The organism is Rhodococcus sp. AC861 (assembly GCF_979256035.1).
Genome location: NZ_CEEDMW010000002.1, coordinates 698676 through 711971 on the forward strand (window position 1 = coordinate 698676; position 13296 = coordinate 711971).

At 68.3% G+C, this 13296-nt stretch carries 11 protein-coding genes; 8 read left to right on the forward strand and 3 right to left on the reverse strand.

The genetic code is table 11. The annotated features are described in order from the left end of the window. Positions 1-25 precede the first annotated feature (25 nt). Together AC0IX4_RS08730 and AC0IX4_RS08735 are read right to left on the reverse strand one after the other, a co-directional pair. Positions 26-2119 carry a transglycosylase domain-containing protein gene (locus AC0IX4_RS08730; RefSeq protein WP_056074188.1) on the reverse strand — a complete coding sequence of 698 codons (2094 nt, stop codon included), beginning with the start codon at positions 2117-2119 and terminating at the stop codon, positions 26-28. A 688-nt stretch (positions 2120-2807) separates the two neighbouring features. Next, positions 2808-3227: a DUF5318 family protein gene (locus AC0IX4_RS08735; protein ID WP_162245394.1), complete on the reverse strand. Its 420-nt coding sequence runs from the start codon at positions 3225-3227 to the stop codon at positions 2808-2810. A gap of 119 nt (positions 3228-3346) precedes the next feature. Here AC0IX4_RS08735 and AC0IX4_RS08740 point away from each other — a divergent pair, with 119 nt between their 5' ends. The 4 genes from AC0IX4_RS08740 to AC0IX4_RS08755 all read left to right on the forward strand — a co-directional run bounded on the left by AC0IX4_RS08740 (position 3347) and on the right by AC0IX4_RS08755 (position 6841). After that, on the forward strand, positions 3347-4162 hold the full coding sequence (locus AC0IX4_RS08740) for a DUF1707 domain-containing protein (protein WP_471828708.1): 816 nt from the start codon (positions 3347-3349) through the stop codon (positions 4160-4162). 10 nt (positions 4163-4172) lie between these two features. Further along, entirely contained in the window at positions 4173-4985 is an 813-nt protein-coding gene (locus tag AC0IX4_RS08745; protein ID WP_471828709.1) for a DUF1707 SHOCT-like domain-containing protein, read from the forward strand. Between the two features lie 133 nt (positions 4986-5118). Beyond that, positions 5119-5757 carry a PadR family transcriptional regulator gene (locus AC0IX4_RS08750; RefSeq protein ID WP_042573428.1) on the forward strand — a complete coding sequence of 213 codons (639 nt, stop codon included), beginning with the start codon at positions 5119-5121 and terminating at the stop codon, positions 5755-5757. Further along, a complete protein-coding gene (locus AC0IX4_RS08755; RefSeq protein WP_042573429.1) occupies positions 5750-6841 on the forward strand; it encodes an inositol-3-phosphate synthase in 1092 nt (363 codons plus the stop codon). Before AC0IX4_RS08750 ends, AC0IX4_RS08755 begins: the two co-directional genes overlap by 8 nt. 75 nt (positions 6842-6916) lie before the next feature. Here AC0IX4_RS08755 and AC0IX4_RS08760 read toward each other — a convergent pair whose 3' ends face one another. Next, entirely contained in the window at positions 6917-7441 is a 525-nt protein-coding gene (locus tag AC0IX4_RS08760) for a hypothetical protein (protein ID WP_471828710.1), read from the reverse strand. Positions 7442-7567: 126 nt separating this feature from the next. Between AC0IX4_RS08760 and AC0IX4_RS08765 the strand changes: the two genes are divergently transcribed. Genes AC0IX4_RS08765 through AC0IX4_RS08780 form a run of 4 tightly spaced genes read left to right on the forward strand, consistent with a single transcriptional unit; the run spans position 7568 to position 13270 of the window. Continuing rightward, the gene (locus AC0IX4_RS08765) at positions 7568-11011 is read left to right on the forward strand and encodes an ATP-binding protein (RefSeq protein ID WP_471828711.1); all 3444 of its coding nucleotides are present in this window, start codon (positions 7568-7570) and stop codon (positions 11009-11011) included. Continuing rightward, positions 11008-11823, forward strand: a complete 816-nt coding sequence (locus AC0IX4_RS08770; protein ID WP_471828712.1) for a DUF2786 domain-containing protein — start codon at positions 11008-11010, stop codon at positions 11821-11823. Before AC0IX4_RS08765 ends, AC0IX4_RS08770 begins: the two co-directional genes overlap by 4 nt. Beyond that, a complete protein-coding gene (locus AC0IX4_RS08775; RefSeq protein WP_471828713.1) occupies positions 11820-12338 on the forward strand; it encodes a TIGR04338 family metallohydrolase in 519 nt (172 codons plus the stop codon). The genes AC0IX4_RS08770 and AC0IX4_RS08775 overlap by 4 nt, the downstream gene beginning before the upstream one ends. A gap of 47 nt (positions 12339-12385) precedes the next feature. Continuing rightward, positions 12386-13270 carry a LysR family transcriptional regulator gene (locus tag AC0IX4_RS08780; RefSeq protein WP_471828714.1) on the forward strand — a complete coding sequence of 295 codons (885 nt, stop codon included), beginning with the start codon at positions 12386-12388 and terminating at the stop codon, positions 13268-13270. Positions 13271-13296 lie beyond the last annotated feature (26 nt).

Below are 13296 nucleotides of genomic sequence, written 5' to 3' on the forward strand. Positions count from 1 at the left end.
TCGTCCTCCGGACTGCCCGGCACCCCTATCGGCCCGGCGGTGCGGCCGGCTGAGGCGTAGCCCCGTCATCCGGCGCCGTCTCGGGCGTCGGCTGGGTCGTCGCCGCGGGCGCGAGCCCCGGCACGGGGATCGTGATGCCGGGCAGGATCTCGACCTGCGACGGTACGACGACCGGCGGCGCCACAGGCTCGGGAGCCTCCGACGTCGGTGTCTCCACCGTCGTCACCGGTGCGGCGGTCCGAGTCGGCGCGGCGGGTGCCGAGTACTGCGGCACACCGGCCTGTCCTGCGATGGCGCCCGGTGCCGGGAAGGTCTCGACGGGAGTGCCCTCCAGAGACGCGTCGAGGGTGTCCTTCCAGATGTCGGACGGGAGCCCCGAGCCGTAGATGGGGCCGCCGTAGCTGTTCTGCAACGGGAGTCCCTGCTCGGTACCCACCCAGACGGCGGTCGCGAGTGACGGGGTGTACCCGACCATCCAGGCGTCCTTGTTCTCGCCCGTGTCGCCGAGCTGCGCCGTTCCGGTCTTCGCTGCCGACTGTCGACCCTCGGCCAGGTTGTGGCCGTTGGAGTAGCCGGCGATGGGACGCATGGCGGCGGTGACGTTGTCGGCGACATTCGGATCGACGCGCTGCTCGCCGGGCTCGGCGCCGCGATCGAGGAGCACCGTGCCGTCTGCCGTGACGACCTTCTGCACGAAGTGCGGAGCGTGATAGGTGCCCGACGCGGCGAGCGTCGCGTACGCGCTGGCCATGTCGATGACGCGGGATTGGTACTGACCCAGCACGATGCCGTTGTTCGGGCCTGCATCGTTCGGCTCGGTGAGGGTCTCACCGATGCCCTCCACCTCGGTGGGGATGCCGAGGCGATGCGCCATGTCCGCGACGGCCTGCGGGCCGCCGTCGAGACTGAGCTGCAAGCGGTAGAAGCTGGTGTTCAGTGATCGCTTCAGTGCCTCGGCGATGGTGCACGTGCCGCACGATTCGCCTTCGACGTTGCCGATCGAGATGCCGTTGACCGTCAGCGGGGAGCTGTCGTACATCTGTGACAGCGGGATTCCCTGGTCGAGCGCGGCCGCCAGTCCGAACACCTTGAACGACGATCCGGTCTGCAGGCCGGACTGCGCGAAGTCGAAGCCTCGACCGTCCGCTCCGCCGTAGTACGAACGGACCGCACCGGTGCGCGGGTCGATCGAGACCGACGCCGTCCGCAGCTCCGGTGACTCGCCCTCCATGTTCGAGTTCACGGCATCGATGGCTGCCTGCTGATCCCTCGGGTCGATCGTGGTGGTGACCTGCAGGCCGGCGGTGTTCAGATCCTGCTCGCTGATGCCGGACGCGGTCAGTTCCTTGAGGACCTGGTTCTTGATCAGGCCGTTGGGACCGGCGTCGGCGGCGTCACCGCTGTCCACGGAGGCGAGCGGTCGCCACTGCGGGTACTGCATGGCCTGACGCTGCGTCTGGTCGAGCGCACCCATGGTGACCATGCCGTCCAGGACGTAGTTCCACCGGGACTGCGCACCCGTGAGATTGTTCTCCGGATCCAGACCCGACGGCTGCTGGATGGTCGCGGCCAGGACCGCGCCCTCCTCGACGCTGAGCTGCTCGACGGGCTTGTCGAAGTAGGCCTTCGACGCCGCGGCGATGCCGTAGGCACCTCGGCCGAAGTAGATGGTGTTGAGGTAGGCGGCGAGGATGTCGTCCTTGGTCCACTGACGAGCCATCTTCGAGGAGATGACCAACTCGCGCATCTTGCGGGTCAGGGTCCGCTCGGACCCGACCAGGGCGTTCTTCACGTACTGCTGCGTGATGGTCGATCCGCCGCCGGCGCTGTCACGTCCGAGGACGTTGTCGCGTGCCGCGCGGGCGAAACCGGTGACGGAGAAGCCCGGATTCGAATAGAAGTCGCGGTCCTCCGCGGACAGCACCGCGTTACGGACGTGCTCGGGAATCTGCCCGATCTCGACGTCGGTGCGGTTGCCCTCGGGAGGGACCACCGTGCCGAGGACGGACGTGCCGTCCGAGGCGAGGATCGTGGCGACCTGGTTGGTCTTGATGTCACCGGGACGAGGGACGTCCTCGATGACGTACGCGACCATGAACACGAGGATGGGAACGACCATGCCGAGTGCGATCAAGCCGTACAGCGAGCGCCGGACGACCTTCCACTTCGACTTCTTCTTCGTCTTCGTCGCACTACCTCCTGATGGCGGTTCGGTGGGTCCTCCACCGAACCGATCCGGACCCGTGTCCGCGTCGTCGCGTGAATGCGACGCGAAGGGTCGGGATCGCGGTGAGTCGCTCGACTCGTAACTGTCCGTGTACGGCCGGGGCTGCGAGAAAGCTCGGGAGCCCGGCGGCGGCGCGGTCGGCGGGATCTGCGTCGTGTCCGGGCCGCGATCGTCGTACGAGGGCCTGTTGCCCGTTCCGTACGCGGGGCCTGCGGGCCGGCCGCGCTCCGGGGGCGGCCAGCTGGGCGGATCCATCCTCGGAGCGCGCGGGGGAGGCGGCCCGGAGGGTCGCTGCTGCGGAGGTCGAGGCGGCTCGATGTTCGGCCGCCCGCGCTGTGGTGGCTCTCCCGGACCGTCGGGGCGACCGTGCCGGGCCGAGGGTCGCTCGGGACGGTCGTCTCGGGAATTGCCGTAGGGGGAACTCACTGACGTACTCCACTGTCGGGACGCACAGGACCGTTCGGCGTGAACGGCGCTTGCGCGTCGGGGTTCGAAGACCACATCGAGAGGGTCGGGCGGCAGTCCTGTCCGGATCGTGGCGATGCCACCGACGGACGGTACCGCCGACTACCGACCCGCGTCACTCACTGGCCGTGCGTCGGCGACTCGTCGAACGTGTTCGGGGGCGCCCCGGAGCCGGCACGACACCCAGCACGTACGACTGGACGAGGTGATTCCAGCTGCAGGTGCGGCAGACCTCGACGTCGTGAACGGTGAATTCTTCCTCGCTCGCACCGAGCCGGAGAAGTTCCTCCGCGGTACGTGCAGAACCGTTCATCGTGCCGAGCTTGTCTCCGAACACCCAGGAGACCAGCGTGAGCTGCTCCTTGCGGCAGATGGGGCACGCCACCGTCGACGGGCGACCGTGGAACTTGGCCGCCCTGAGCAGGTAGGGGTCCGCGTCGCAGACCTGAGCCATCGCCGTTCGTCCCGAGTAGACCTCGGCGAGCAGCGACTTGCGCTGCAACGCGTAGTCCACCACCTGCCGTTGTGATCGCACGGTGACCAGAGTACGTGCGCCCGCGGACAGGGGTGGGGGCCAACCCCGCACCGGCCATCTGTGAGGAGTGCGCCGAGCCACCTCTGTCGGAAACCCGTGAACGCACCTATCATCTGCCGATGCCGCTGAAGGGTTCCCTGGCGATCCGCGCCCGTGACCAGGACAGAGTCGCTGCGTGCGCCGCGTTGGACCTCGCGCTCGCGGAGGGTCAGATCGACGCCGAGGAGCACTCCTCACGCATCGCTCTCGCCACCGATGCGGCGACACTGGCGGACCTGCACTATCTGATCGACGACCTTCAGGGTGAGACGGATCTCGCGCCGATCGCATCACCCGGTGCTGCCGTGGCCTCGCTCTCGCGACGAGGTCGACCCAGCGTGGTCGGAGCGCTCGTCCGATGGGGCGTGCTCGTCGCCGTCGGAGCAGTGATCTTCGTCGGTGTCCGTGCCTGTGCGTCCGACGAGAGCGCCACCGGCACCTACGGCCCGGCCGGCTACCTCGAACCCCGCGCGATGGACGAGATCGTGGCGTCGACGGAAGCGTTGCTCGGAACCACCGTCGTCGACGAGCTGATGTTCTATCCCGAGTACGCGCTGCTGAGCGCGCCGAGTCCCGACAATCCGGGTCGGGAACAGCGTTATCAGTACCGCGACGGTGAGTGGAGGCAGTCCGACGACGCGGACAGGGATCGGGACGCGGCGACCGTCGACCTCGCCGACCTGGGCCCCGGCGTGCTCGGCGGGCTGGTTCTGGGCGCCGGCGAAAGCCTGAACATCGATCACATCGATTCGATGTACCTCTTCCTTCGCGCCGACGAGAGCGGTCCGTCCATCAGTCTCTACGCGAGCGACGAGGGCGCGAACGAAGACGGTCGATTCGACGCCACACTGTCGGGCGACTTCCTCCGCGTCTACCCGTTCGATCCGGCGAAGTAGGAAGGTCGCAGTGAGTCGAGTTCACCGGGCCACTCGAGCACGCGACATCGATCGCGCCCTCGTCGCGACAGCGCTGGACAACGCCTACGCCGACGGTCAAGTGACGTACGACGAGCACCGGCTGCGAACCGATGCTGCGCGGACAGCAGTCACTCTGGGAGATCTTCAGCTCCTGGCGGGTGACCTGCAGGCCGACGTTCCGCTGCCGGAGCCGAAGCCTGCGCCCGTCCGAGAAGAACCCACGGGACGTCGCCCCTTGATGCTCGGGGCCGTCGTCGTCCTGGCGGTCGTGACGACGGCGGTGGTGCTCGGGATCCGTGATTCCGGCCCGACCGCGCCGTCGCCCGGCATGATCGCTGCGGAGCAGGTCGAGCCCATCGTGGCGGTGCCGTTCGACTTCACGACGGCGGGCGGGCTGGCCGACTTCCGTGACCGCTACCTCGCGCGCTTCGCCGACCCGATGATCACCGATCTGACCATGTTCCCGGCGGAGGGACGTGCGAGCCTGACCCGCGTCGAGGACGGCCGTACCCGCGATGTGAGCGTCGACGGCGGATTCGCGGTGTCGGCGGACACCGATCTGCTGGAGGCCGGGTACCTGCCGTTCGACTTCTCCCTCATCGATACCGCGCGACTCGCCGAGTCCATGGCCACCGCCGCGGCGGCGGTCGAGCGACCGGGCGCCTCGGTGACACACGTCCTCGCGCGTAACACGGGGACCCCGGAGGTGCTCGTCTACGCCGCCGACGCCGACGGCCGCGGCGGATATCTGCAGACCGGTCTGGAGGGCGACGTGATCCGGACCGTGCCCTACCGCCCCTGAACCGTCGCGGAGCCCTGTGAGTGTGCGCGGGGGTTACGTGTACCCCCATATATCGCGCCGATACATGTGGCGGTTATAGTCGAGGAGCGTCATCGTGACGCGGACCAGGGACGGACAGGTAAGGAGGACGCACATGCTCGAACTCGCGATCCTCGGCCTGCTCTTGGAAACACCCATGCACGGCTACGAGCTCCGTAAACGCCTCACCGGCCTTCTCGGTGCCTTCCGGGCCTTCTCGTACGGTTCGCTCTACCCCACCTTGCGTCGTATGCAGGCGGACGGGCTGATCGTGGAGAACCCCGGTGACCAGGGCACCGTCAAACGTCGGGCGCGTCGCGTCTACGAACTCACGCCTGCCGGCCGGACTCGGTTCTCCGAGCTCGTGGTCGACACCGGTCCGCAGAACTACACAGATGATGGATTCGGCGTACACCTGGCCTTTTTCGGGCGCACCCCCGCTGAGGCGCGGATGCGGATTCTCGAAGGCAGGCGACGTCAAGTCGAGGAGCGCCGTGAAGGGCTCCGAGACGCCATCGGCCGAGCAAGTGGGTCGCTGGACAGGTACACGCGCGGATTGCATCAGCTCGGCCTCGAGTCGAGCGAGCGCGAAGTGCGGTGGCTCAACGAACTGATCGCTGCCGAGGCAATGGCGGTCACTTCGGAGAGTCCTCCGCCCGCAACCACGACCGACCCCTCGGTCGTGGATCGCCCGGACAGCACGACTGCTCGGGCCACCCGATACGGAAAAGAAGGAGAACCCGACCATGAGTGACAACAGCACTGCGGTGCGCGTGGCCATTGTGGGCGTGGGTAACTGCGCATCGTCCCTGGTTCAGGGCGTGCAGTACTACAAGGACGCCGACGAGAACGTGTCCGTTCCCGGCCTCATGCACGTGAAGTTCGGCAAGTACCACGTCCGCGACGTCGAGTTCGTCGCCGCGTTCGACGTGGACGCCAAGAAGGTCGGCTTCGACCTGTCGGAGGCCATCTTCGCCAGCGAGAACAACACCATCAAGATCGCCGACGTCCCCCCGAGCACCGTCAGCGTGCAGCGCGGACCGACCCTCGACGGCATCGGCAAGTACTACTCGGAGACCATCGAGATCTCCGACGCCGAGCCGGTCGACGTGGCCCAGGCCCTGCGCGACGCGAAGGTCGACGTCCTGGTCTCGTACCTCCCCGTCGGATCGGAAGAAGCCGACAAGTTCTACGCCCAGGCATGCCTCGACGCGAAGGTCGCGTTCGTCAACGCGCTTCCCGTCTTCATCGCCTCGGACCCCGTGTGGGCGAAGAAGTTCACCGATGCCGGTGTCCCGATCGTCGGCGACGACATCAAGAGCCAGGTCGGCGCCACCATCACGCACCGCGTGATGGCGAAGCTGTTCGAGGACCGCGGCGTGCAGCTCGACCGCACGATGCAGCTCAACGTCGGCGGCAACATGGACTTCCTCAACATGCTCGAGCGCACCCGGCTCGAGTCGAAGAAGATCTCCAAGACCCAGGCCGTCACGTCGAACCTGCAGCGCGAGTTCAACGCGAAGGACGTCCACATCGGACCGTCGGACCACGTCGGCTGGCTGGACGACCGCAAGTGGGCGTACGTCCGACTCGAGGGCCGCGCCTTCGGTGACGTGCCGCTGAACCTCGAGTACAAGCTCGAGGTCTGGGACTCGCCCAACTCGGCCGGAGTCATCATCGACGCCGTCCGCGCCGCCAAGATCGCACAGGATCGCGGAATCGGTGGACCCGTGGTCCCCGCGTCGGCGTACCTGATGAAGAGCCCGCCGAAGCAGCTCCCGGACGATGTCGCCCGTCAGCAGCTCGAGGCGTTCATCGTCGGAGCCGACGAGAACTAGCAGGTCTGCACTACTGCCGAAGGGCACCGATCCGGTCGACGGACGGTGCCCTTCGGCATGTGCGGAGCGCGTCGATCACCAGATCAGCGGCGCATCGGACACCCCCAGGACGTACGACGTCCGTTCGCTCACTCCGTCGGAGACGAAGACCTCGAAGGTCTCGTTACTCGGGTCGGCACCGAACCGGGCGGTGACCCGGTGTCGGCCGTTCAGCGAGCGCAGGTTCCCTGACGGCGGCCGCCGACGCGGAGCCGATGCAGCCACGCGGTCATAGACGTCGGCGGCCCCACCGACGACCATGACGCGCACCGAGGTGATGGGCATCCTGGCGCTCGTCGACAGGAGTGGCCGCACCACGATCTCGGCGAGATCGCGACCGTCGGCCCGGACGACGACGCTGAACTCGTCGGACCCGAAGGATGCCGGGTCATCGGCCCACCGGTCGGTCGTCGCGGTGCGCGAATAGGTGAACATGCCGTCGAAGGCGACGTCCACCGAACCGTGCGCGGGGGAGGTCCCCACACGGTAGGTCGATCCCACGAAGGTCCGGGACGCGACGGAACCGGCCAGGAGACAGACGGTGGTGGAGGTGAATGCCATATGCGAACTCCCGAGCTCTCGCCGCCGACCGGTCGGTCGGTTGTCGTCTACTCGCTCGAGTGTGCTCGAGGCGTGCACAGGAAGTGCAAAAGTCGCTGACCCGGGCCGTGCGAATAGACTCGAACGGTGACGAACGACCTCCCTGCGACCATTCGCCTGGTCGGGCAGATCAGCGTCGCACGAGGTACCCGCGTGGTGGATCCGCGTATCGTCGGCGGCCCTCGATGCGTCGAGGTCCTCGCATACCTGACAGTCAATCGACACCGGGACGTTCCGCTCGACGAACTCGCACTTCTCCTGTGGCCGGACGCTCGTCCCCGCACGTGGAAATCCGTCCTCCGCGGCGTCATCTCCAAGGTGCGCGACGTTCTCGACGCGGCGGATATCGCCGGAAGCTCCGTCACCTCCCGGTCGGGCATGGTGCGTCTCGTCCTCCCCCCCGACACCGACGTGGACCTGGAGACGGCCCGCGCCGCCTGCCACCGCAACGACGCGTCGCCGTCACAGCAGGCTCACGACGCACGTCGCGCCCTGCACATACTCAACGAGCCCGTCCTGGTGGGAGCGACCGGCAACTGGGCCGACGGCATCCGCACCGAATTCGACATCCTTCGCCTCACCGCGCTCGAACTCGACGCGTCGGCCTCCCTCGAACTCGGCGAGTTCGACAACGCCGTCTCGTCCGCGGAGTCGCTTCTGGCCGCGGATCCGCTGCGCGAGAGTGCGTACCGGGTGGCGATGCGCGGCTACATGGGGCTCGGTGATCGCGCCCAGGCACTCGGCGCGGCCTCCCGGTGTCGCACGGTGTTGGCCGAGCAACTGGGAGTCGATCCGTCCCCCGCCACCCGAGAGCTGTTCCTCGAGGCACTCGACGACGAGGCGGCGACCGCTCGGCCCGTCGAGCAGCGCGCTGTCGGTCGGGAATTCGTCGGTCGTGAGCGTGAGATGACCGAGATCGGCTCTGCGTTGGAGTCGGCGGCAGCGGGTCACGGGCGGTTCGTCGTCGTGTCCGGGCCGGCCGGCGTCGGAAAGACGTCCCTGATGCGCGCGGCGAGAGACCTCGGCCGTCGACGCGGGATGGACGTGGTCGCGGGCCGCTGCGGTGAGCATGCCGTCATCCCGTACGAGCCGTTGGTCGACGCCGTGAGCCGGGATCTCGATGCGCGAGGCGTCGCCGGAGCGCGAGAGTGGTTGCGGGAGAACGGAACGAATATTCTCAGCATCGTCCCCGGTGCCGCCCGGCGCTTCGGCGATCTCATTCCCGCTCACGGGCACGACGACCGGGCCGGCGCCGCGGAGGCCGTGACGGAATGGCTCGTCGGACCGGCTCGCCGCGGCTCCACCCTGCTCGTGATCGACGATGTCCAGTGGGCCTCGGGCGCCACCTCCACACTGATCCGACACCTGGCTCGCGAGACCCCGGGCAGGCGGCTATGCATCATGGTGGGGGTCCGCGACGAGAACCACAGATCCCCCGAACTGCAGTCGACCCTCGCCGCCGCGCGCCGCACCGAGGGCTACCGCGAGATCAGGCTGGGCGGTCTCTCCGTCGCAGCCGTGCGGGACCTCGTACGAGGGCGACAGTCTCCGTTCGACGCCGATGCCCTGGTGGAGCGCACCGGCGGGTCCGCCCTTCTCATCGCCGCCGTGCTGGCGGCGCACGAACGGGAGCCGGGCGGATCGATACCCGACACCGTCGCCGACGCGGTCCGGATCGCCAGAAGCACGCTCAGCTGCGACGCGGTGACACTGCTGGAACTGTGCTCCGTCCTCGGCTCGACCATTCCGCGGCCGGTCCTGCGCGCCGCATCGACGATCCCCGACGACATCCGATTCGCCGAGACCCTGGACGAACTGGCGCGAGTCAACTTCGTCATCGCCGGCGAGACGGACGACGACCTGACGATGCGGCATGCATTGGTACAGAAGGACATTCACGATTCCATTCCGGGCGCACGCCGCGCACAGCTGCACTCCGACGTGGCGCGCGCGCTGATCGCGCTCGGCGCCGACACCACCGCCGACGAGCTGGGACGCATCGCGTATCACTTCGGCCGGTCCCTCGATTCCGACCGATCCGAGGCAGCGCACTATGCACGGCGCGCAGGGGACAGCGCCTACGCGGTCTCCGCCTACGAGGACGCCGTGTCGGGCTACCGGATCGCGCTGCGCAGGATGGTCCCACGCGGGGATTCTGAGGAGCGTTGTCGGTTGCTCGTCGATCTCGTTCGGGCACAACGCAAATGCCTCGATCGCTCGTATCGTTCGACCCTGTTCGACGCCATCGCCATGGCGCGCCGTCTGGGCCTGCACGATCTCCAGATCAGCGCGACCCTCGCCGACACCATGGACGGCGCGACGCTGTTCCAGATCTTCGAGCCGCTTCCCGAGCGAGTGCACAGCCTGCAGGAGGCGTTGCACATTCTCGAGGACACCGGCCGTCAGGACGGTCCCGAGGCCTCGAGGCTGTTGACGCAGTTGGCGACGGAGCTGAGTTGGAACGACGACTGGAAGGAGCGGCGGCGTCTCCTCGAGCGTTCCGCGGCGATCGCGCACTCGGTCGGCGACGGTGCGGCCCTCGAAGGTGCACTCGTCGCGATGCTGCGGTCCCTGCTCGTGCCGCAGTGTTGGGACCTCCGACACGAAGCACTGACACGGCTCGACGACCTACGCGCGACGTCACCCCTGCGTCGTCGGGACCCGTCCGTGGCCGCGGTCCAGGCTCGCTCCCAGGTGGACTTCGGGTACCTGGACCGTGCGGCGTCGACACTCGCGGCGGTCACGTCGGCGGACATCGCTGCCGACGACGAGATGTCCTGGGTCATGGCGTGTTCGCGCTTCGGGCTCGACGTCACGGCAGGGCGTCTGGTGCGGGCGGAAGCCGTGCTGGACCGTATCCGGACACCACCCGATGCGCCCGTCGGCAGCCACACGTACGGCCGCGACCACACGTCGATCCTCGCGCTGCGCATGTTCCGCGGCGATCTGTCCTACTTCGTCGGAATAAGCGACGAGATGGCCACCATGTTCGATTTGATCGCAGCGTTCCGCCCGGCGGTGGCGATCGCCCACCTCGACGTGGGCGAGGTGGAGGAGGCCCGGCGGTTGATGGACTGGTACGACGCTCAGCGCATCGCCGCCGTGCCCGCAGGCCTTCTCTGGTTGATGACCATGGCCTTCATCGGGCGCGCGGCGGCCGGTGTCGGCAACGTCGCGGTGTGCGAGGACATCCACTCCCGGCTGCTCCCGTTCGCCCAGCTGTCGGTGTCGATGTCTCCCGCCACGTTCGGCGTCGTCCACCACCACCTCGCCGACATGTCCCTCACTGCCGGCCATCTCGAGCGCGCAGGACGCCACCTCCACGCGGCGCGGCGCCTCCACCTCCAGCGGGGCTACGCAGCCTGGAGTGCGGAGGACGCCTACCTCGGGCTTCGTATCGACCATGCCCGCACCGGCAGGGTGTCCGACCGGGCCGTGCGCTCGGCGCGCGAGCGTGCGGATGCGATCGGCGCGACATCGGTGCGCCGACGGATCGACGCGTTCTGCGGATCGGTGGAGGGGCACCGGTGAGTTCGGACAAGATGGTGGCCCGCATCGGAGGGCTTCTGCGACAGGCGGAGTCGACGGACAACCCCCACGAGGCCGAAGCGTTCATGGAGGCGGCGCAGCGGCTGGCCACCGCCGCGTCGATTGATCTCGCCGTCGCACGCTCGCACACCGCGTCCCGGGAGAAGCGTGCGACGCCGGTGCAGCGGATCGTTCCCATCGGTGAGCCCGGTAAGAAGGGACTGCGCACCTACGTTCTGCTGTTCGTGGCCATCGCCCGCGCCAACGACGTCCAGTGCGATGTCGCCCAGTCGTCCACGCAGGTGTTCGCGTACGGCTTCGACACCGACATCGATACCTGCCAGGCTCTGTACGCCAGCCTCCTCGTGCAGATGGTGCGAGCGAGCGACGCCTACATCTCGTCGGGTGCGCATCGCGACGCCACCGTCGACCGAGAAGTGATCGTGGTGCGAGGGCGTCGCCGGTATCGCACCGTCGAGCGCAAGCCCCTGGCCGGTGTCACGGCGCGACTCGAGTTCCAGACAGCGTTCGCGCACCGCGTCGGAGAACGCCTGGCCGCGGTGCGGAAGGAAGCCGAGGCCGAGGTGGTGGCTCTCGAGGCACCGCAGGCCGGTACCGCGATGGTACTGCGCGACAAGGAGATCGAGCTACGCGACTTCTACGCCGCGGAATCCACCGCCAGGGGAACCTGGCGGGGGAGCGCGAGCAACTCGTACTCCGCCGAAGCACGCCGAGCGGGCGATCACGCCGGGCGACGTGCCCGGTTGGGGAATCAGCCCGAGATCGGCGGCGCCCGAGGGCGTTTGGAGCGATGACCCGGGACGCCCAACGTTCTCGCGTCTACGACGCCGAGCAGCAGGTGCGGACCATGTTCGACCGAGCGGACGAGCGTGGACTGCGGACGATCGAGATCCACGGTTCGACGGTCACGCTTCCCGTCGAACGACGGTTCGCCTCGCTCGACTCCGTCCAGGCGTACGTCGACGCCGTATGCGAGTTGTCATGGATCCGGCGCGAATGGCCGCGGGCGTCGATTCCCGTGCGCGTTCGGGCTCGTTCCGGAGCGGGAGCCGCTCACTACGAGGCCGACTCCGCCACCATCGCCGTCCCGCTGCACGTGCGCGGTCGAGCGTGGGCACTCCGCGAGATGGTGCTGCTGCACGAGATCGCGCACCACCTCGAACCCGGCGATCCCGACGATCGACGCGAACCCGCGCACGGCGGTGCCTTCGTCGAGCGCTACCTGACCCTCGTCGCCGAGATCATCGGCGCCGAAGCAGCATTCGTGCTCCGCACGACGATGTATGCGTGCGGCGTACAGGTCGGATGACCCTGCCTGCCACGTCGCAGAGCTCCCGCGTCACATAGCCTCTGCTGGTGCCGACCTTGCGAGCCCTGGAATGCTTCGTCGCCGTGGCCGACGCCGGGTCGATCACGGCCGGTGCCGCCCGGTTACATCTGTCGCAACCCGCCTTGTCCCACCAGCTGGCGTCATTGGAGGCGGAGATCGGAACGCCCCTGCTGGAGCGCCTACCGCGAGGGGTGCGCCCGACGCCCACCGGCCGCGCCGTCCTGGCCGATGCGAGGGCAACCCTCGCAGCGGCAGATCGCGTTCTCACGACGGGGAGAGCGCTGGCCGCCGGCACCGAGGGCAGACTCCGGCTGGCCTGCGCGGAGAGTCTGACCGTTCCGCTGCTCGCGCCGACCCTGCGAGCCTGGACCAGGAAGTACCGCACTGTCTCTCTGGACCTGACCGAGTTCGCCAGTGCCGATGCGATGGCGGATGCGGTGACGAACGGTGACGTCGACCTGGCAGTCGGTCCGGCATCCGAACGCTACGCGGGCACCGTCGTCGACCTCGGTACCGAGGACGTCGTCGCCGTCGTACCGGAAGGCCTCGACCTCGCCGATTCCGATGCCGTCTCGTGGCACGAGCTGGCCGGGAGGCCCGTTGTGCACTATCACCCCTCCAACGGTCTACGAGCGTGGTTCGATGCCGTCGCCGCGTCTCACGGCGTTGTCCTCGAGGCGGTCACCCACACTCGGAACTCCACTACCGCAGCTCAACTCGCGCACGCAGGGCTCGGCATCGCGCTCGTTCCGGTGACCGCACTGCCGCCCCGGTTCCCCGGAATTGTCAGGCCGTTGACACCGCCCCTGCAGCGCACCGTCGTCGTGATGGTCGGCGCACCGGCCGACACGCTGGTGCAACGGTTCGTCGAGGATCTGCGCAGTCGCGGCATGCCCACACCTCGCCCGTGAGGGCAGACGGTTGACATGACGGGCAC